This window comes from Rhizobium sp. NFR03 (assembly GCF_900111275.1).
In the GTDB taxonomy this organism is placed as follows: domain Bacteria; phylum Pseudomonadota; class Alphaproteobacteria; order Rhizobiales; family Rhizobiaceae; genus Ferranicluibacter.
Map to the genome: position 1 here is coordinate 85825 of NZ_FOGR01000008.1, position 20816 is coordinate 106640.

Below are 20816 nucleotides of genomic sequence, written 5' to 3' on the forward strand. Positions count from 1 at the left end.
TCTGCGATATTATCCAGCTTTTTCGTTCGCTCGGATGGTGGCAATTTCTCCTCACGACGCAGCCACGGTGGCTACGCCCCAAACTTAAGGAAGAACGTCCATGTCTTATTCCGATGCAATCGCCCAGCGCGTTGAAACTCTCTCCCATTCGGCCCTCATCAACGGCGTCACGCCTCTCACCGGCCGTGTCCTGCTGGCGGCAATCTTCCTTCTGTCCGGTATCAGCAAGATCTCTGATCCAGCTGGGACGATCGGCTATATCAATATGGTTGGCCTGCCCTTCCCGCAGCTGTCCTATGGCGCAGCGGTCGTGACTGAACTCCTGGGCAGCATTGCCCTGATCCTCGGTTTCCAGACCCGCATCGTCGCTCTGATCCTTGCCCTGTTCAGCGTTGCCACGGCACTGACGTTCCACAACAACCTCAGCGACCTGAACCAGTTCATCCACTTCTTCAAGAACATCGCAATGGCCGGCGGTCTGCTGCAGGTCGTGGCGTTCGGCGCGGGTCGTTACAGCCTCGACGCCCGCCGCTAAGATCGTGAACGAGGTCTGTGAAGCCGCTTATGAAACCAAACGAGACTGCCTCTCAGGTGCGGAAATAGAGGCGCGCCTGAGAGCTGGCAGGCGCTTTTTACCTCTTGAGCGGAGTCTGGTCATCGACAAAGTGTTCAAACCGGAGATATCGGCCTCAGATTGCTCGAGTTGAAACGTTGGGTTTCGCCGATGATTGCGGCACCCTTCGCTCATTTCGTGCCCATTCGATCAACAAATGGTCAAATCCCACAGCTACATTACCCAAAAACGCCTTTCCTCAGCGAGGTATTAAGAACTGGCACGCGCTTTGCTTTTGACTGATGTGACCGTTTTGCCTGATTTGACGGTTTGTCCAATATAGAAAAGGGGAACTCGATGGGTTCGGAATTCAGTCGTCGTCGCTTCCTGCAGGGATCCGCAGGCGCAGCCGCCCTTGCCGGTTACATGCAGATCAATCCTGACTTCTTCATCTCGTCGGCCTACGCGCAGACCGGCAAGACCATGACCTTCCTGTCGGCCGAGAACATCACCGGTAACTGGGATCCGACCGCCCACACGACGCTGTCGCAGAAGAATATTGAAGGCTTCGTCATGGGATTCCTCACCCGTACCCCGATGAAGCTCGAGGATCCCGGCGCGGTCGTCTACGAACTGGCGACCGACATCAAGCTTCTCGATGCGCATCGCCTGCAAATCAAGCTGCGCAAAGGCATTGTTTTCCACGACGGCAAGCCATTCAAGTCCGAGGACGTCAAGGCGACCTTCGAATACGGGTCAAGGGCCGATCGCCCGGCCCAGTGGTATCCAGGCCCGACTGAAACGCTAACGATTGAGACACCGGACGATCACACCGTCATCGTCGACACGTCGAAGGGCGGCTATCCGGCCCATCTCTTCATCTTCCTCGCATCCTTCCTGCCGATCATGTCGGCCAAGGATGTCGCCGGCGGGCCCGGCGGCCCACTCTCTCAACGCCTCAATGGCACCGGCCCGTTCAAGTTCGTCGAACAGCGCGGCAACGACACAGTGATGGCGGCCTATGACGGCTACTTCAAGGGCAAGCCTGCGATCCCCGGCATCAATTTCACCTTCACCGGCGATTCCACCACCCGCATGCTGTCGCTGATGAATGGCCAGGCCTCGATCGTCGAGCGGCTGGAACCGGAACAGGTGGATTCGATCAAGGATAATCCGGCGATCTACATCAACAATGTGGTTTCGGTGGAAAACAAGTATCTGTGGTTCCGCTGCTCCAAGGCGCCCTTCGACGACCCGCGCATCCGCCTCGCCGCCTGCCATTCGATCGATCGCGACATGATAATGGAACTGATGGGATCGGCCGGCCATGCCTCGTCGAACTTCGTGTCGCCCGTCAAATTCGGCTATACGGACCTGCCGAACTACCCGCAATTCGATCCGGAAAAAGCACAGGCGCTACTCGCCGAAGCCGGCTTCCCGAACGGCAAGGGCTTGCCGCAGCTCGAATACATAACCTCCGTCGGCTTCTACCCGAAGACCAAGGAATATGGCGAAATGGTCACCGCCATGCTTCAGGAACAGGGTTTCAACATTAGCCTGACGGTGCTTGAGCCAGCCGCCTGGAATGAGCAGCTTTACCATCGCCCCGGCGGCGGCCCCGGCCACATGGTCGATTGCGGCTGGTCGACTGCCTCGCCGGAACCGGATCTTGTCCTGCGCACCCATTTCCATTCGTCCTCGCACCGCATCTGCGGCATCGAGGACAAGGAGATCGATGCCAGCCTCGACAAGGAACGCAACGCGTCGACGCTGGAGGAGCGCAAAAAGATCCTCCAGGAAGAGACCATGCCGCTCATCGCCTCCAAGATGCCGGCACTCTCGCTGTTCACATCCGTGATGATCCACGCCATGCAGAAGGATTTCGAGGGCATGTACATCTATCCCGACGGATCGATCGACGCAGCCAAACCCGCCGCCTGAGCGTGATCAGCCGCACGCCGTTTACCCCCAAGCGGCGTGCGGATTGCCCGTGACATACCCCAGCGGAGTGACTGAATGTTTGCCGTGAATTTCCTGATGCGGCGCCTGGTTCAGGGCGTCATCATCATATTCCTCGTGTCCTTGCTGATCTTCACCCTTCTGCGGGTGGTGCCGGGTGACCCGGTTCGCCTGATGGCAGGCGGCATGGCACCGGAAGCGCTGATCGAGAAGATCGCAACCGATATGGGCCTGCGCGATCCGATCCTGGTGCAATTCGGCCGCTACATGGGAGGCGTGGTTCACGGCGACCTCGGTCAGTCCTTCGTCAGGCCCGCAAACGGCGCCTCGACCGGCGGCTCGACATTCAACGACACGACACGCGGCGAACGGGCAAAAGTCTTCGACCTGATCTTCGATGCCCTGCCGATGACACTTCAGCTGGCCGGCGTCACGCTGGTCATCGCATTGGTCTTTTCCGCGATCGTTGGCATCGCCGGTGGCCTCTCGATTGGCAGATGGCCTGACAAGCTTGCCTTCTACATTTCCTCGATCTTCATTTCGCTGCCGAATTTCTGGCTCGGCATCGTGCTGGCGCTGCTGTTTTCGGTCAAGCTCGGCTGGCTGCCGGCAATCGGTTATCAGGGTTTCGCCTACACGATCCTGCCGGCCATCGTGCTTGCGGTAGAACTGTCACCGGTCCTCATCCGCACGCTGGTCAGTTCCGTGTCCGCCCAGATGATGGAGCCATACGTGTCCGTCGGCCGCGTGCGCGGCCTCAGCCGCTCGCGGATCATCTCCAACCACGCATTGCGCAACGCATCGGTACCGCTCCTCAACCTGCTCGGCGTGCAGTTCTCCAGCCTGCTCGGCGGGGTCATCATCGTCGAATACATTTTCGATTATCCCGGCCTTGGCCTGTTGACCATCAATGCCGTGCTGCAGCGCGACTTTCCGCTAATTCAGGGGATCGCCATCGTCACCAGCGCCATCTTCGTGCTGATCAACATCGTTGTCGATCTCATCGCAACCACCATCGATCCGAGGCTTGAATACTGATGTCCATCACATCCGCACTCGACACCCCGATCGTTTCGAAGGCGGCGAGCCGCTCGATTGCGAGGCGCATCTTCGATCGCGCCGCATCGACACCCGGTTTCCGCAGCGGCCTTGCGATCTTCCTGCTGCTGGCGATCGCCGCAGCGCTCTACCCTGAAATCAGCGGCATCGACCCGACCAAGATGGATGTGAAGGCCCGCCTTTTGCCGCCGCTCTTTTTCGGTGAAAAATGGAGCTGGGGTCATCCGCTCGGCACCGACCAGATCGGCCGCGACATGTTGGTGCGCTCGCTTGTCGGCCTGCGTTATTCCTTCCTGATCGGCATTGCGTCGGTCGCCGTCACGCTGATCATCGGCTGCGCACTCGGTACCATCGCTGGTTATTTCGGCGGTCGTATCGACATGCTGATCATGCGCCTCACAGATGCGCAGCTGTCGATCCCGATGATCATTCTGGCGATCGCCGTTCTCGGTGTCTCGCGCCCCACCATTCCGGCCATTGTGCTGGTGCTCGGGCTTTCAAGCTGGCCGGTCTATGCGCGCATCATGCGCAGCATCGTGATGACGGAAAGGCAGCGGGAATATGTGCGCGCCGCAAAGCTCGGCGGCTCGACAGATATCCGCATCATCATCAGCCTGCTGCTACCGCTCCTCCTACCGCCGGTGATCTTCACCTCGGTACTCGATGTGGCGCGCATGATGATCTTCGAATCGACTCTCGGCTTCCTCGGTCTCGGGGTTCAGCCGCCAACGCCGACCTTCGGCAACATCATCGCCGATGGCCGCAAATATCTTCTCAATGCCTGGTGGATCGCCACCATGCCCGGCATTTTCCTCGGCCTGACGCTGACGAGCATCAACCTCATCGGTGCCTCGCTGGAGCGTGCCCGCAATACCATCCACGGAGGGTCCGAATGATGAGCCAGCCGCTTCTTCAACTGAAAAACCTGACGGTCACCGCCGGACGAACGGATACGGCGAAGACCATCCTCAACGACATTTCCTTCGCCCTCGCCCCGCGTGAAATCGTCGGCGTCGTCGGTGCCAGTGGTGCCGGCAAGACGGTGCTGTCCAAGGCCGTCGTCAACTGGCTGGAGGCTCCCCTCGCCTTGCGGTCCGGCAGCGTCCTGTTCGAAGGCAAGGACATATACGGCCTGTCCGAAACCGACATGCGCACCTTGCGCCGCCGGGTAGCCTATGTCGGTGCCAACCCGATGGGCGCGCTTGATCCGACGCTTCCCGTCGGCGCACAGATCGTCGAAAAGCTGCGTGCCGTTATTCCGGGCACATCCTGGAAGGACGCCGAAAAACGCACGATCGAACTGCTTGAGGCGGTGCGCATTCCCTCCGCCCGCAGCCGGTTCAGCGATTATCCGTCGCAGTTTTCCGGCGGCATGATGCAGCGTGCGCTGATCGTCGATGCGCTGGTCACCAATCCGGCGCTTTTGATCGCCGATAATGTCACCCAGCCGCTCGACGTCACCGTCGCCGCCCAGGTCATCCGGCTAATGAAAGAGCTGACCGCCAGCTTCGATACGGCGGTTCTGTTCGTTTCTTCCTCCCTGCCGATTGCCCGCGAAGCCTGCAACCGCATTCTGGTGATGGAGCAAGGCCGTATCGTCGAAGAGCAGGAAACCGAGCGGCTGATCGCCAGCCCCATTCACGCATACACGAAGGAACTCGTCGAGCAGACGCCGAAAATCTGGATCGAGAAGACCGAGATGCCGCGCCTCAACGACAAGCGCGATGTCGTGTTGAGCCTGCGCGACGCCTCACAGATTTATAAAGTGAAGAAAAAGACCGGCTTCGGTGGCTTCAACCAGGTGCGCGCCGTGCGCAACGTCACTTTCGATGTCCGCCGCGGCGACAGCTTTGGCATCGTCGGTGAATCCGGTTGCGGCAAGTCGACACTGATGCGGCTTTTGAGCCGGCTGGAACTGCCAAGCTCGGGTCAGGTCCTGTGCGGCGGCGATGATATCGCAAGGCTCGGCGGTAAGAACCTTTTGACCTTCCGCAAGAAGCTGCAGATGGTGCTGCAGGATCCGTTCGGCTCCCTGCCGCCGCGCACGGCAGTCGGCAAGATGCTGGAAGGGCCGCTGCGTACCCATGGCTGGAAGGACAGTACCAAGATCCGCGAGCGGGTGCTGAAGGTGATGGGCGAAGTCGGCCTGTCTGCCGATCTCTACGAGGAATTGCCGCTGGGCCTCAGCGCCGGACAGCGCCAGCGCATCAATGTCGCCCGCGCGTTGGTTCTGGAACCGGAAATCCTGATCATGGACGAGACGCTATCGGCCCTCGACCAGACGGAACAGTTCAAGCTTCTCGATCTCTTCCAGAAGCTGCAGAAGGAATACGACCTCACCTATATCTTCATCTCCCATGACCTTGCGATGGTTCGAAAGGTCTGCAACCGAGTGGCGGTGATGTATCTCGGCGAGGTCTTTGAGCTTGCCGACAACGAGCGGCTGTTCTTCGATCCCGGCCACCCCTACACGATGGCGCTTTTGAGCGCGATGCCGACCCTTGAACAACGGCGCTATCAGCCGGAGGATTGCCTGCTCGAAGGTGAGCCGCCGAGCCCCATCGACGTTCCGCCCGGTTGCAGCTTCAAGTCGCGCTGTCCGCATGCGATGGAGAAATGCGGCAGCCTGCAGCCGACGCTTACCGTGCGCGGTAGCCAGGATTTCGCTGCCTGCCATTTGATCCAGCCGCCCGCCTCCGGCGGGGCTGAAACCCGCCAGATGGCGCTGGCCTGAACATGGTTGCGGCCCTTGTCGAAGGGGCCGTAACGATCGCCATAATTCAAGGTCCATTTATGAGTTTCACCGAACATCGCCTCAAGCTCATCCTCGACATGCTGAAACAGACCAAGCGCGTCAATGTGAAGGAGCTTGCCGATCATCTGCAGGTCAGCCAGGAATCGATCCGGCGCGACCTCAAGGAGCTTGAGACACGCGGCTATGCCCGTCGCGTCTATGGCGGCGCCGTGCTCGATCAGCAAGAGAGCGACCAGCCATTCAACGACCGTCTGCGCGTCAGCGCCCGCGAAAAGGCAAGAATCGGCGAGGCAGCTGCGGCGCTTGTCAAGGACGGGATGAAGGTCTTCATCGATACCGGCACCACGACGATCGCCTGCCTGAGACATCTTGAAACCCGCAAGGACATTACCGTCGTCAGCAATTCGCTGGCCGTGGCGGCGCATTTCTTCCATCTGCCGCAAGCAAGCGTACGGGTTCTCGGCGGCCGCATGCGCTCCGACTACCAGGCGACCTACGGCCATGAAACGGTGGCGGCGCTGAAGGAGCATTTCTTCGATCTGGCGATCATTGCCATCAGCGCCATTCATTCGGAACGCGGCTTCATGGATTTCGGTGAGGACGAGGCGGTCCTGCGCCGTGTCGCCAAGGCCCAGGCCAAGCGGTCGATCATCGTCGCCGACAGTTCCAAGTTCGGCCGCCTCGGCTCTATCCATACTTTCGGCCTGAGCGAGATCGACGCGGTGGTAACGAGCGGCGTGATCGCCCGAGAATTTTCAGACCAATTCAAACAATCCAATGTGGAAATCATAAATGCCTGACGTCCCCACCCCTTTTTCTGCCCCGATCAACGCTGAACGGCTTCAATCGCTGATGGAGGCGGTCTCCACCTTTGGCGGCGGGCCGGATGGTTCGATGACCCGTCTCACGCTGTCCAGGGAAGACGGCATGGCGCGCGACTGGCTGGGTCGCTGGTTTGCCGAAAACGGTTTCGAGCAGGCCGTCGATGCGATCGGCAACCAGTTCGGCAAGATGACGCTGGCCGGTGCCAACGCGCCGGTCGTCATGGTCGGCTCCCATATCGACAGCCAGCCGAATGGCGGCCGCTTCGATGGCGCACTCGGCGTCGTCGCGGCCTGCGAGGCGGTCGTCTCAGTCACCGAAAGACTGAAGGCGGAAGATCGGCTGTCCGCCTGCAATTTCCAGATCGTCAACTGGACGAACGAGGAAGGTGCCCGTTTCCAGCCGAGCCTTCTGGGCAGCAGCGTCTTTACCGGCGCGGCCGACCTCGAATGGGCGCTGGACCGCACCGATGGCGACGGCATTTCTGTACGCCAGTCGCTGGAAGAGATCGGTTATGCCGGGAAGGACAAGGTAGAGATCCCCGACGCGCTGATCGAGCTGCATATCGAGGGCGATACGACGTTGAGCCGCGCTGGCGAAAGGTTCGGCATCTTCACCCGCTTCTGGGGTGCCACGAAATACCGCCTCGCCTTCTTGGGGCGGCAGGCCCATACGGGTGCCACCCCGATGGCAGACCGCAAGGATGCGCTGCTTGCCGCCGCCTATCTGATGGCCGATCTCAAGCAGATCTCGACAGAACACGGTCTCGACCTGCACACGTCCGTCGGCCGCCTGGAAGTCTATCCCAACTCCCCGAATGTCGTGCCTGCCGAAGCCGTGCTCTTTATCGAACTGCGCTCGGGCTCGCCGGAAATCCTGGCCGAGGCGGAGCGCAAGATAAAGATCAAGATCGACGAGGCGGCGCTAAAAGCCGGTGTAACCTCGGAAGTCCGCTCGATCGACCGCCGCAAGGCAGGACCTTTCGCGCCGGGCCTAATTGCGCTGGCAGAAAATGCCGCGGCGCGTCTCGGCCAGACCGCCCGCCGCCTCGATACAATCGGCGGCCATGATGCGGTCGCCGTCTCCGATGTCTGCCCGGCCGTGGTTCTGGCAGTGCGGAGCCGCGACGGCGTGATCCATCATCCGACCGAATATACCTCCCCAGAAGACCAGGCACTCGGCACACAGATATTGGCGGACATGCTTTACAAGATTGCCTGCGAAGGGCTGCAGGCTGCGGAAGTGAGCGAGGCTGCCGAATGAAGATAGCGGGCTCTCCAGAAACCCCGATGGAAACCCGCGCGGAGACCGCGCTTGTCGCCTTCTCTTCCGTGCTCGGTGAAACGCCGTCTTATGCGCCGGCGACGGCAGCGGTCGCATCGCCGTCGTATCACGCCGTCGAATCCTGCAGCTTCGCGGTCGCGACGGCTGGTGGCGAGGCTGATTACTTCCTGCGTCTCGGTGCCGATGAAGTCGCCGATCTCGTGGATGGAGAAGCGGCCTTTACGGCAGCACTACGTTTTCACCAGCTCGGGTTTTCACCGCAGCCTTTTGGCTACGATGCCGCGAACGGCGCTACCCTGTTTGCCCGGCTCGGCGACGGTTGGCGGGCGGCAAAGATCGACGATCTGATGCAGCCGGCAGCCGTTGCCCGTCTGATCGACATGCAGAAGGCGATCGCAGCCTCCGCCAAGTTCGGCCGGACCTGGTCCGTCTTCGACGGCATCGTCCAATTGTGGCCGATCGTTGCCGCCGGCGACACAAGCCTGCCCGGCGATGCCGACTGGATGCTGTCCTGGATGGTGCCGATCCGCGAGGCGATTTTAGCGGCCGGCATTGATCTGAGACCTGCTCATGGCGACCCGCATTCGTCCAACGTGATGCTTGGGACCGATGGCGCACTTCAGCTTGTCGATTTCGACATGGCGGCCGATATCGACCCATATTACCAACTCGGCGTGCAGATGAACGAACTCTACCAGTTCGAAACCCAGATGCGGCTGCTGCTCGAAATGCATGATGGCGCATTCAGCGAAAAGGCCTTCAACCGCTGCCGCGCCTATGCCGCCGCAGATGATCTCTACTGGGCGCTGCGCAGCCTCGTGCTGGAGCTCCGTTCGCCGCCGAAGGGCGTGGAATTCTTGAAATATGCCAGCTGGCGATTCCTCCGATGCCGCATGCTTCTTAGCCATCCGGACTTCGAGGCACGGTTGCGGTCTCTCTGAAGACGATCATAAAAAGAAACGGGAACAAGGCGATGAACGAACTGGGAATGGCACGATCGGATGCCGAACGGGCGGTCGAAGCGGCGATCGTCCAGGTGGAACCCTGGAGCGGACGGCGGCTGCGTTACCGCCCGGTTTCCGGCGGTATCAGCAACACGAATTTCCGCATCGATGTCGAAGGACACAATCTTGGATATTTCCTTAAGATCCCCGGCCGCGGCACCGAGATGTTCATCGACCGCAAGGCTGCAGCCGCCGCCAGCAAGCAGGCGGAAGCGATCGGCGTCGGTCCGAAGACATTCGACTATCTCAATCACCTCGACATCGAGATTGCTGAATTTATCGATGGCCGCCGCCCCTCGACCCACGAGGATTTTGCCGACCCCATCATCCGCAACGAAGCGGTGCGCGTCTACCGACAGTTTCACGAGGCCCCTGCCCTACCGCTGACCAAAACCGTGTTCGACATGATCGAGGAACATTTCGGCCAGGTCCGGGACCTCGGCGGTTACTGGCCGCTCGATCACGCATTTCTCTATCGGTCCTATCTGCAGGCGCGCGAAGCGCTGGAAGCCTCCGGGCTCGATCTCGTCCCCTGCTTTAACGATCCGATGCCGGGCAATTTTCTGATCGGCGCCGACAAGTCGATCAAGCTGATCGATTTCGAATATGCGTCGAACAATGAAAGGCTCTACGACCTCGCGATCTGGAGCGGCGAGATGTTTTATTCGGAAGACACAGACTGCGCGATCATCGAGGAATATTTCGGCCGCTACGATAAGGCGCATCACGCGCGCTTCACCGTCCACAAGGCATTGGCCGACATCAAGTGGAGCACCTGGGCGATGGTGCAGAACCGCATTTCGACGCTGGATTTCGACTTTTACAAATACGGGATTTGGAAGCACATGCGCGCCCGCTCGATCATCCACGATCCCCGTTGGCCCCTGTTCCTGAAAGCCCTCTAATGCCCCTTTCCGATATCCAACCGCATGAGACCGAGGCCTATCTCGCCTTTGCAGCCGAGCTTGCAGATGTGGCAAGGCCGCTGGCGCTTTCCTATTTCAGGACGCCGCTCGAGGTGATTTCGAAACTCGACGAAAGTCCGGTGACGATCGCCGACCGGACGATCGAAAAGCGGCTTCGCGAGGTGATCGAAGACCGCTTTCCCGACCACGGCATCCATGGCGAGGAGTTCGGCGTTAAAGACGGCAATGCCTTCACCTGGGTGCTGGACCCGATCGACGGAACCAAAAGCTTCATCACCGGCTTTCCGCTGTTCGGCACGCTGATTTCGCTTGCTTATCAGGAAATGCCATTCTGCGGCCTGATCGATATCCCGGCAACCGGCGAACGTTGGATTGGCAAGCCGGCAGCGACACTCTTTGCCGACAAGGCTGCCCGCACCAGCACCTGCGGGACCCTGTCCGAGGCACGTTTCTATACGACCTCGCCTGACATGTTTTCCGGCGACGAGGCCGATCATTTCGACCTCCTGTCACGGAAGGCGAGGCTCCGGCGCTTCGGAGGAGATTGTTATATCTATGGCTTGATCGCGTCCGGCCATTGCGACATCGCGCTCGAAACCGGCTTGCAGCCCTATGACTACATGGCCCTTGTGCCGGTCGTCACAGGTGCCGGTGGCTGCATCACCGACTGGCAGGGGGAAGCGTTATCGATTCATTCGGACGGACGAGTGCTGGCGTCTGCCACACGGGCACTCCATGATGAAGCGCTGTCGCTCCTCAACCGGTAACAGGCACCATGTCCTACACGACGACGATCGAGCAGACGGTTTTCCGACCTGAAGGATCTGCTGGCGAAGGCGACGCCGGAGCGGTAGCGGGACCAGATGGCGGGCATTGCTGCTGATGGCCCGCTTGAGCGGCTGGCTGCGCAGATGGCGCTGGCCGACTTGCCGCTGAAAGCGTTTCTCGGAGAGGAGCTAATTTCATCGGACGATGACGAGGTCTCGCGGCAGATTGCAGCCCGGCATGACCCGGCAGCGTTTGCACCGATCTCATCTTTGACGGTCGGCGAACTCCGCGAATGGCTGCTGCGCCCGGAAACTGCTCATGACCGGCTGGAGGCCGTCACCTGGGGTCTGACCCCGGAAATGGTCGCGGCCGTGTCAAAGATCATGCCGCTGCAGGACATGATAGCGGTATCCACCAAGCGTCGTGTGGTCACCCGGTTCCGCAATACAATTGGTCTCGCAGGCCGGATTTCCACCCGCAACCAGCGGAACCAACCGACAGATGACAGCCGCGGCATCATCGCGTCCGCCATCGACGGGCTGTTGATGGGATCGGGTGACGCGGTGATCGGCATCAATCCGGCAACCGACAGCACCAAGGATTATATCCGCATCGTTTCGCTGCTTGACGAATCGCGCGAGAAACTGGCGATCCCGACCCAGACTTGCTGCCTCGGCCCTGTGACGACGGCGATCCAGGCGATCGAACGCGGCGCGCCGGTCGATCTCGTCTTCCAGTCGGTGGCCGGATCGGAAAAGGCCAATCGCGGTTTCGGCGTCGATATTTCGCTGCTGAAAGAGGCGCATGAGGCGGGGAGATCGCTTAATCGTGGCATGCCGGGCTCCAGTGTCATGTATTTCGAGACGGGACAGGGCGCTGCACTTTCGGCGGATGCGCATTTCGGCGTCGATCAGCAGACGATGGAGACACGCGCCTATGCCGTGGCCCGCGAGTTCGATCCGCTCCTGGTCAATACCGTGGTCGGGTTCTTCGGCCCGGAATATCTGTTCAACGGCAAGCAGATCATCCGTGCCGGCATCGAGGATCATTTCTGCGGCAAGCTTCTGGGTCTGCCGATGCGGGTCGACGTCTGTTACACCAATCATGCGGATGCCGACCAGGAAGACATGGATACGCTGTTGACGCTACTCTGTGCGGCAGGTGTCAATTTCGTCATCACGGTGCCGGGTGCCGAAGACATCATGCTGAACTACCAGTCCTTGTCGCATCACGACGCCGTCTATTGCCGCGAAACGCTGAAACGTCTGCAATATGAGGTTGCGGAAATCGCCAATCCCGCGCCAACGGATGGCGTAGAGGTGCGCTGATCTCGGGCTCTCAGTTGATACTGAGTCCGACTAATCGCCGGGCTACCCGCCGACCACGATCAGCGTCGGCCGCGCCGCCCGCGCGAGATGGCCCGGCAGGTAGTCCGAGCGATGTCGGCGCGAAATATGCGCTCGTTTTCGACCGGGGTCAGGATATGGGTTTCGCGAGGCTCCGACATGGCTCAGAGCTCCCGCCAGAGCAGCTCCTCATCCCGGACCTTCGGCCCCCACTCCGCGATCAGCGGCTCGACGGTCTCGGGCATCCCGACGACAACGCCGTGCTGAAGCCCGAGCAGGTCACGCCGGCGCGACCTTAGCCGCTCGGCTTCGACCAGATCGCGGTCGCCGATGTCGTGCAGCCGGACCGATAGGAGGCTCCGTCCCCGGTTCATGATCTCGATCGCTAGGTCAGCCCGCACGATCGCGTAGAAATCTGCTGCCTGTTCCGTCATGGGTGTGTCCCTGGTTTAAGTTCACGGTCTTCGGCTTGGCCGAGGGTTTTCGGGGCACCGATCATCGATCGATGCCTCGCGCCTGATTGATCGCGCGCTGCCTCCGCTCGCTCGCGATCGCCTGCCCGATGTCCGCGGCCACCGCGCGCTGGATCGCCCTGAGCTGCGGCTGCAAAGCCTTGAAGGCAGCCTGCTGCGCCGGCGGAACCGTGGCGGTCACGGTCTTCTCGTCGCGGCCGATAGCGCCGCGGCCGAAGCGGGCGTCGAGCGCCTTGGAAACCGCGGCGAACTCCACCTTGATGGTGGGCGTCAACGCCAGAACCGCCGCATCGAAGCTCTTGGGCTGCCGGGACAGGAGCGTGACAAGCCGCTTCAACTCGGCCTCTGCCGTACGGGTGAGACCTGGAACCGGCACACCCATGCGGCTCCGCTCGGACTCGATCGCCTTAATCTCACTGGCGACCACGGTTGTGAAGGCCTGGGCCAGCGAGCGAGCCTTCCAGGCATCCTCCTTCGCGCAAGCGACGGCCATCTTGCGCTCTCGTCCCTGCCCCGTCAGCCGGTCGATCAGGCGATCCGAACCGCGCAAGGCGCCGAACGTCGCCGGGCGCGCGGCCATGTCGGTCTCTATCGCGGTCGCGCTGGTGCCTGCGCGCACCTTCTCCTCGATGACGAGGACGGCCGCCTGCGGATCGCGCCAGATGCGAGTGGCAGCCGTGGCCAAGGCATCACGCTCGGCACGATAGAGCGGCGATGCCGACACACGATCCCTCGCCTCCTCCTCGGCACTCGCCGGGAAGGCGGTGACGGCCGGAAGGAGAAGCGCGGCGGTGCTGCCGTCGTCACGCAGAGCACGAGGATCGTGCGCAGCGGCCACCACGACGCGGGAGGGGTCGCGCTTCTCGGCAAAATGCTGCTCGGCCGCAAAACGCCGAACCGCAGTGAACCGCTCCTCGAGCTCGGTCCTGTCCGCTTCAGGCAAATCGGGCATGCGCTCGGCAACGACCCGTTTCGACGTTTCGTCGGCCTTGTCGGTGAAGGCGCTCCAGCCGAAACGGGCGGTCAGCGCCTCGGCGACGGCCTTGATCTCCTGCACGATACGCCGATCCTCGGTAGCAAGTGTGAAAGCAGTCCGGTAGGCGCCCGCACCTCCAGCCCGACCGATCGCCTCGATCTCGTCAAGACGGTCGGCCGCTGCCTCGGACAGCGCCGGCACGCCGATCGCCATATGGCTGCGCCGACGCTCCTCGCGTGCGATGAAGCGCCCCTCGTCGGCACGGAAGGTGGTCGCGAGCGCCCTTGCCGAAACCGCAAGGTCTGTAACGACCGAGGCGCGCTCCTTAGATGCCACGTCCGTCCTAAGCACACCGAGGATCACCGGTTTGGCGGACATCTGCTCGCCGAGCGCGCGCGGATCGGTCTCCGGCCGCGCCGCCAGATCGCCCAGACGGGTGAGCGCCGCCTCCGGCTCGGCATAGAGCCGGGCGAGCAACGGCAACAGAACAGCCTCCCGCTCCTTCCAGGCGGGTGCCTCGCGTTGCGCTGCGCGCGCATCGTCTTCCACGCTCCGCTCGAAGCGGATCATCGGCGCCAGCAGATAGGCGGCGCCTTCCGTCATCTCCGCACCCTCCCCTTCCGGACGCCCTTTCGCCGACAGTGCCGCGACCGCACCGCTGGCCGCTGGCCCGCCGATCGGCGCTGACGCAGATGCCGACGTCGATATTGGCATCGACGATCCCGAGCCGAGCGGTGACACGACAGCGGACTCTCCAGGCCCCTGTCCGGGATCGACCGTGAGCCGACCAACCTGCACCCGGATGCCGTCCTCGACATGACGGGCGAGGTCGATCACCTGATCGACGCCGCGCCGGTCGGCATAGTCGCGGATCAGGGCGCGATATGTGTCCTCGTTCTCGAAGTCGAGCGTGGTGGACTTCTCGCCGGATCGACCGAGACGATCGACGAGCGGCTGGAAGATTTTCGGATGCGCAACGGCGTCCGCAGCCGTCGAGGGGACGACGTCTTTCGATCCCTTCTCGACGAGGACCGCACTCCAGACGTTTCGCTCGACGGTGCGCTTCTCGAACCGCTTGGCGCCGGTCTCTTCGTCGGTGACCGGCACGTTCTTCACGACCGTCTCCGTGCCATCCTTGGTGAGGGTGACGGTGTCGCCGACCTCGACGCCTTCCCTGTCCAAGGCGTCCGGCAAACTAACGCCCCACAGACGATTACTGCGTCCGTCGGGGAGCTTCAGATCCGCATAGGACGACGGTTCGACGTCGGGATCGTCGCGGAACTTTGCCAGGCCGGTTTCGACGAGAACGCCGGTAACGCCAGCGGCGTGATCGGGACGCTGTGTTCCTCCTCGAACCGCATCAGCCGGGAAGTCCTCCACCGCCGCGTAGAGATCGGCGCGATCACGGTGCCTGGACATCGCGACATAGGCGAGATGCCTGTCCATGCCGCCGGTCGCCAGCACGAAGGTGCGATCGACGGTCGCGCCCTGGCTCTTGTGAACCGTCGCGGCATAGCCGTGGTCGATGTTGCGATAGGTCTGCGTCGAGAAGGTCACATCACGCCCGCTGTCGAGCCGCACGGTCAGGAGATCGGCGCGCTTGTCGTCACCGGTCGACAGAACCGTCCCGAGCATGCCGTTCTTGACGGTCTGCAAGCCCAGATGTTGCACGGTCGGCTCAAGGAAGCGGGCATTCTCCAGGAAGATTAGCCGGTCGCCGATCGCGAAGTCGCGGGCGCCTCGCTCCGTTGCGAAGGTGCGAGATGCGGTCAGTTCCTCCTGTTCGATCCGCACATTGCGAATGGCGGCGTTCAGCGCCTTCACCTCGTCGTTGGTATGGGCCAGAACAAGAAGCGCATCGCCTGTCGGCGGCCGGTCCTCACGCGCGGCTTTCGCCTTCGCCTCGTCCCAGGCACTCGACCAGTCCGCGACGATCCGGGCGACGGCATTTTCGCGCGTATCGGTCTCGATGAGATGGCCCTGCTCGCTATAATGGGCGAGCCCGCACTCGACATCGCCGCGCGCGAACGCTCTGGTCGCTTCACGCGCCCAGTCCTCGCGTTGACGGTGGACACCGCTGAGCTCCGTGTGTCCGACACGCGCCGCCACGGCACGGAATGCCGCTCCCGCCTGGATCGGCTGGAGCTGCATCGCGTCGCCGACGAGAACGATCTTCGCCTGTGCTTCCTCAGCGATCTTCAGGAACCGTGCCATCTGCTCGGAGGCGATCATGCCGGCCTCGTCGATGACGAGAACATCGCCCTTACCGAGAAGATCGCGGCCATTCGACCAAGACCGCTCCCACGAGGCGAGCGTGCGCGAGGCAATGCCCGAACTCTGCTCCAGCGACTCCGCCGCCTTGCCCGCCAGCGCCGCGCCGATGACACGCCCGCCATCGGCCTCCCAGGCGATCCGAGCGGCATCGAGAAGCGTCGATTTGCCGGCGCCCGCAAGACCGACGACGGTGGCGATCGCAGCCTTGCCCGTAACGTGACGCACGGCATCGACCTGTTCGGCATCGAACCGGAACGGACGGTCGGGATCGCGCGTCTCGACCTCCGCGACCGCGCGCGCGACCGTCCTGTTCGAGACGGCGAAGCCGCCGCGCTTCGACAGCGTGTCTGCCGAGCGCCCCATCTCGAACTCGGTGCGCAGCATATGCTTCGTCGTGAACACTGCAGGCGTCACGACCTTGCCGGTCTCCAGCTCACGCTCGGCCGGACGCAAGGTCACGAGATCGCCAGATGCCATCAGCCCGGCGCGGACATTGGCGAAGGTCGCGGGATCGTCGATATGGCGATGCAAGGCACGCGCGATGTCGCGCTCGTCGAAAGTCGAGCGCTCGCCGGAAAGCTGCTTCAGAAGAATGCCAGGATCGGCGGCAATCTGATCGGCAACCGCAAAGCGTCGGGCCATCTCGGCGGGCGCGGAAAAGGCCAGACGACCGTCGCGCTTCAGCACCGCGCGCGCCGAACCGAGATGCCTGCCGGCGAGACCCTCCAGGCCCTGCTCCTTGTAGGAACGCCCGTCGATGCGAATGTCGTGGCCGGCGAGCGCCAGATGCCGGTTGGCGGTTTCCGCCCAGGCGAGTTTCCACCCCTTCATCGTCTCGGCATCGCCCGCCCAGAGCCGGTAGACGATCTTGCCGTTCGGACGAACTGGCGTGACCACCCGCAGCGGCTTGCCGTCCTCGCCCGTCACAGCGACCTTCTTCGCGCCGAACCCCTCCTTTGTCAGCGGCCGTAGCGTGGTCATGACATGGATATGCGGGTTGGCGTCCTTGTCGTGATAGACCCAGTCGGCGACCATGCCGTGACGCGTCAGGTTCTGTTCGACGAACTCGCGCACCAGCGCGATGTTCTCCTTCCGTGACAGCTCCTCCGGCAGAGCGAAGATCATCTCGCGTGCTAGCTGCGCGTCCACGCGTGTCTCGAACGCCTCGACCGCATTCCACAGCGCCTCGCTGGCACCGGCAACAGATCGCCCGTCGATCGCCTTGCGCAGCCAGGCCGGCGTCTCCGCCGGCAGCGCCAGTTCCTCGTGGATCAGCTCGGCCGCACCGCCCTCGTAGCGAAACTGCGTGCCGGCCCGTTCGTCCATCATCCGGGTGCGGTGACGATAGGCGGCGGCCGAGACGACGCTGCGTCCCGTTCCCCGTCCGATCACCTGTGCTCTGACGAACATGATCGCCACGCGATCGCACCTCCAAAAGATGTCGGCCACGCCGACGTATATTGCGCCCTCGAACAGATCGGACCGAAGGGCCGATGCCGCTCTCGGGAAGAGCCCGTTCGGGCTCGACCATCTGCAGCGAGCTAATCTCTTGCAGATTTCGCCGATTTTTACTATCTCATTCCGGTCTCTTAAAATCAACAAAACTGGACAGAATTGCCATGCAGACCAAGCCATCACGCCGCGCATTAAAGGTTTCCGATATCGACGCAGAAATTGAACGGCTTCGAGAACGTCGGAAACAAGTCATCTTGAAAGACAACGAGCGCTTTGCCCGGGCGGCCATCAAGGCGGGCCTGGTCGAACTCGACATTCCAGACGATGCGCTTGATGCCGCTTTCGCCGAGATGGCCGCACGGTTTCGCAAAGGTGGAGCCAAGGCTCCCGCCGTATCCGGTGATCCGCATTGAGAGGCGTATTCTCCACCTCGAACGCAAGCGCCGCCACATGATGACTGACGAGCGCAAGCGCGATGCACGCGAGAAGATCACCCTCGGGGGACTGGTCGTGAAAGCGGGATTGCGCGAGGCCGATCGCGCCTTTTTGCTCGGCGTTCTCATGGAAGCCGCGGCCATCGGGACGGACACGGCGGCGCATCGGCGGCTTTCGGCTGTCGGGCGCAAAGCGTTTCACGCGGACACGCTGGAGAATGCGGAAAGTGAAAAGAAGAAGGCTTCCGGAAAGGAAGGGGTGTGATGCGGCGTTGGAGGCTCAAGCGACAAGCGCTGGTGGCCGTTGCGACCGCGTTGGTGCCGCTGCTGGTGACCGCCACGACGCTTGGCATCACTGCGACGCGATGGGAGACGTTGTCAGCCGGGTTCGAGCCACAGACCTCCTATTGGTTCCAGCGAGCCGCGCCCCTGCCGAACCTTCTGTTCGGGTCGATCGCCGGTCTTCTGACGGTCCTCGTTCTGCCGCTTCACAGACGCAGAGCCGTCGCCATGGTGACGCTCCTTTGCTGGATGGGTGTTGCGGGTTTCTATGCGCTTCGCGAGTTCGGGCGACTCTCACCATCCGTCATCGACCGCGGCATGCCGTGGTCGGATGTTCTTCCCTATCTCGATGCCTTCGCGGTCACAGGCACCATCGCCGGGTTCATGATCGTCGCGCTGACGACCCGTCTCTCCGTCGTCGTTCCCGACCCGGTCAAACGCGCCCGTCGAGGCATCTTCGGCGATGCGGACTGGATGACCCTGCGCGAGGCCGCGCGCGTGTTCCCGCCCGATGGCGAGATCGTCGTCGGCGAACGCGCCCGCGTCGATCGCGAGACCATCCGTGACGTGCCGTTCGATCCCGCGGATCGCGCGACTTGGGGCAAGGGCGGCACGGGGCGCCTGCTGACCTTCAAACAGGATTTCGACTCCACGCACATGCTGTTCTTCGCTGGCTCCGGCGGTTTCAAGACAACGAGCAACGTCGTGCCGACGGCGCTACGCTACACCGGCCCCGTCATCTGCCTCGATCCCTCGACCGAGGTTGCGCCGATGGTCGTGGAACACCGAAACCGCACCCTCAAGCGCGACTGCAAGGTGCTCGACCCCGCGAACCCTGTCATGGGTTTCAACGTCCTCGACTGGATCGAGACGTCGAAGACCAAGGAGGAGGATATCGTCGCCGTCGCGCATATGCTGCTCTCGGAAAGCTCGCGCATCGAAAGCTCCACCGGCTCCTACTTCCAGAACCAGGCGCACAATCTCCTAACCGGACTTCTCGCGCACGTCATGCTCTCCCCGGAATACGACGGCCTACGCACACTGCGAAGCCTGCGCCAGATCGTCTCCGAGCCTGAGCCGTCCGTCCTTGCCATGCTGCGCGACATCCAGGAAACGTCGCAAAGCGCGTTCATTCGCGAGACGCTCGGCGTGTTCACCAACATGACCGAGCAGACCTTCTCCGGCGTCTACTCGACCGCCTCCAAGGACACCCAGTGGCTGTCGCTGGAGAACTACGCCGCGCTCGTTTGCGGCGCAGCTTTCAGGTCCTCCGACATCGTCACGAAGAACGTCGATGTCTTCCTCAACATCCCGGCGTCCATCCTGCGCAGCTATCCCGGTATCGGTCGCGTCATCATCGGCTCGCTGATCAACGCGATGACGCAAGCCGACGGGCATTTCGATCGCCGCGCGCTCTTCATGCTCGATGAGGTCGACCTCCTCGGCTACATGCGCATTCTGGAGGAGGCGCGCGATCGCGGCCGCAAATACGGCATCACGCTGATGCTGATGTACCAGTCCGTCGGCCAGCTCGAAAAGCATTTCGGCCGTGACGGTGCGACCTCCTGGATCGACGGCTGCGCCTTCGCATCCTACGCCGCGATCAAGGCGCTCGACACAGCCCGCAACGTCTCGGCCCAATGCGGCGAGATGACGGTGGAGGTCGAGGGCCGCTCGCGCAATGTCGGCTGGAACACCGGCAAGGGATCGGGAAAGTCCGAGAGCGTCAACTTCCAGCGCCGGCCCCTGATCATGCCGCACGAGATCACCCAGTCCATGCGCAAGGACGAGCAGATCGTCATCATCCAGGGCCACGGACCGCTACGCTGCGGGCGCGCGATCTGGTTCCGCCGCAAGGACATGAAACCGCTCGTCGGACGCAACAGATTCCATCCGGAAGGAAGATCATGAGAACGAGGTCTATCGCTTTCGCCGTCGTCACCCTGGCCGCGCTCGGCGGCGTCTGGATCAGCTACGACGACGGCTTCGGTCGGCCGCACAAAATCGTGGAACGGGAGGAAGAGTTTCAGACGATCCCGATCCGACTGGCGCGATCGGATCCGTACGCCGCGACCTTCTCGCTCTGCGCCGGTCCGGTTCGCGTCAACTGCGTCATCGACGGCGATACGTTCTGGTTCAAGGGGGAGAAAGTCCGGATCGCGGATATCAACGTGCCGGAGATCTCCGAGCCGGAATGCCCGGAGGAAAGACGGGCCGGGGAAGCAGCGCGTGACCGCCTCGTTACCCTGCTGAATGCCGGACCGTTCTCGATGACCTCGGGCTGGCGGGATCAGGATCGCTACGGACGCAAGCTGCGCAATGTCGTTCGCTCGGAAAAGTCGCTCGGGGAGACGCTCGTCGAGGAAGGTCTGGCGCGGCGTTGGGACGGATCGGGATTCCGTTGGTGCGACGGTGGCGGATCGTGAAGACGTGGAGAAGGGCAAGA

17 protein-coding genes are annotated in these 20816 nt (G+C 62.2%); 15 read left to right on the forward strand and 2 right to left on the reverse strand.

All coding sequences use genetic code 11. The annotated features are described in order from the left end of the window. The first annotated feature begins 100 nt into the window (after positions 1 to 100). From BSG19_RS20535 to BSG19_RS20585, 11 genes are all read left to right on the forward strand, one after another. Entirely contained in the window at positions 101 to 535 is a 435-nt protein-coding gene (locus BSG19_RS20535; RefSeq protein ID WP_092989894.1) for a DoxX family protein, read from the forward strand. 375 nt (positions 536 to 910) lie between these two features. Next, entirely contained in the window at positions 911 to 2494 is a 1584-nt protein-coding gene (locus tag BSG19_RS20540; RefSeq protein ID WP_092989895.1) for an ABC transporter substrate-binding protein, read from the forward strand. Between the two features lie 75 nt (positions 2495 to 2569). Next, a complete protein-coding gene (locus BSG19_RS20545; RefSeq protein ID WP_092989896.1) occupies positions 2570 to 3550 on the forward strand; it encodes an ABC transporter permease in 981 nt (326 codons plus the stop codon). Further along, positions 3550 to 4467: an ABC transporter permease gene (locus tag BSG19_RS20550; protein WP_092989897.1), complete on the forward strand. Its 918-nt coding sequence runs from the start codon at positions 3550 to 3552 to the stop codon at positions 4465 to 4467. Before BSG19_RS20545 ends, BSG19_RS20550 begins: the two co-directional genes overlap by 1 nt. After that, positions 4467 to 6305: a dipeptide ABC transporter ATP-binding protein gene (locus BSG19_RS20555; protein ID WP_092989970.1), complete on the forward strand. Its 1839-nt coding sequence runs from the start codon at positions 4467 to 4469 to the stop codon at positions 6303 to 6305. The genes BSG19_RS20550 and BSG19_RS20555 overlap by 1 nt, the downstream gene beginning before the upstream one ends. 59 nt (positions 6306 to 6364) lie before the next feature. After that, positions 6365 to 7126: a DeoR/GlpR family DNA-binding transcription regulator gene (locus BSG19_RS20560; RefSeq protein ID WP_092989971.1), complete on the forward strand. Its 762-nt coding sequence runs from the start codon at positions 6365 to 6367 to the stop codon at positions 7124 to 7126. After that, positions 7119 to 8411, forward strand: a complete 1293-nt coding sequence (locus BSG19_RS20565; RefSeq protein ID WP_092989898.1) for a Zn-dependent hydrolase — start codon at positions 7119 to 7121, stop codon at positions 8409 to 8411. The genes BSG19_RS20560 and BSG19_RS20565 overlap by 8 nt, the downstream gene beginning before the upstream one ends. 26 nt (positions 8412 to 8437) lie before the next feature. Continuing rightward, positions 8438 to 9373 carry a phosphotransferase gene (locus BSG19_RS20570; RefSeq protein WP_092989899.1) on the forward strand — a complete coding sequence of 312 codons (936 nt, stop codon included), beginning with the start codon at positions 8438 to 8440 and terminating at the stop codon, positions 9371 to 9373. A gap of 32 nt (positions 9374 to 9405) precedes the next feature. Further along, positions 9406 to 10341 (forward strand): choline/ethanolamine kinase family protein, encoded by a 936-nt coding sequence (locus BSG19_RS20575; protein WP_092989900.1) that lies wholly within the window; start codon positions 9406 to 9408, stop codon positions 10339 to 10341. Then, entirely contained in the window at positions 10341 to 11129 is a 789-nt protein-coding gene (gene hisN, locus BSG19_RS20580; protein ID WP_092989901.1) for a histidinol-phosphatase, read from the forward strand. The genes BSG19_RS20575 and hisN overlap by 1 nt, the downstream gene beginning before the upstream one ends. 96 nt (positions 11130 to 11225) lie before the next feature. After that, positions 11226 to 12458 (forward strand): ethanolamine ammonia-lyase subunit EutB, encoded by a 1233-nt coding sequence (locus tag BSG19_RS20585; RefSeq protein WP_244529348.1) that lies wholly within the window; start codon positions 11226 to 11228, stop codon positions 12456 to 12458. Positions 12459 to 12640: 182 nt separating this feature from the next. On the opposite strand, the gene BSG19_RS20590 is transcribed toward BSG19_RS20585, so the two are convergent. Together BSG19_RS20590 and traA are read right to left on the reverse strand one after the other, a co-directional pair. Next, complete coding sequence (locus BSG19_RS20590; protein WP_092989902.1) at positions 12641 to 12910, reverse strand: hypothetical protein; 270 nt, start codon at positions 12908 to 12910, stop codon at positions 12641 to 12643. A 61-nt stretch (positions 12911 to 12971) separates the two neighbouring features. Beyond that, entirely contained in the window at positions 12972 to 17618 is a 4647-nt protein-coding gene (gene traA, locus BSG19_RS20595) for a Ti-type conjugative transfer relaxase TraA (RefSeq protein ID WP_092989903.1), read from the reverse strand. Between the two features lie 200 nt (positions 17619 to 17818). On the opposite strand from traA, the gene BSG19_RS20600 reads away from it, so the two are divergent. Genes BSG19_RS20600 through BSG19_RS20615 form a run of 4 tightly spaced genes read left to right on the forward strand, consistent with a single transcriptional unit; the run spans position 17819 to position 20796 of the window. Beyond that, positions 17819 to 18067: a TraC family protein gene (locus BSG19_RS20600; protein ID WP_092989904.1), complete on the forward strand. Its 249-nt coding sequence runs from the start codon at positions 17819 to 17821 to the stop codon at positions 18065 to 18067. Between the two features lie 40 nt (positions 18068 to 18107). Then, positions 18108 to 18353, forward strand: coding sequence for a conjugal transfer protein TraD (locus BSG19_RS20605; protein WP_092989972.1), 246 nt, complete (start codon positions 18108 to 18110; stop codon positions 18351 to 18353). Further along, positions 18353 to 20281: a Ti-type conjugative transfer system protein TraG gene (gene traG, locus BSG19_RS20610; RefSeq protein ID WP_092989905.1), complete on the forward strand. Its 1929-nt coding sequence runs from the start codon at positions 18353 to 18355 to the stop codon at positions 20279 to 20281. Before BSG19_RS20605 ends, traG begins: the two co-directional genes overlap by 1 nt. Then, complete coding sequence (locus tag BSG19_RS20615; RefSeq protein WP_092989906.1) at positions 20278 to 20796, forward strand: thermonuclease family protein; 519 nt, start codon at positions 20278 to 20280, stop codon at positions 20794 to 20796. Before traG ends, BSG19_RS20615 begins: the two co-directional genes overlap by 4 nt. Positions 20797 to 20816 lie beyond the last annotated feature (20 nt).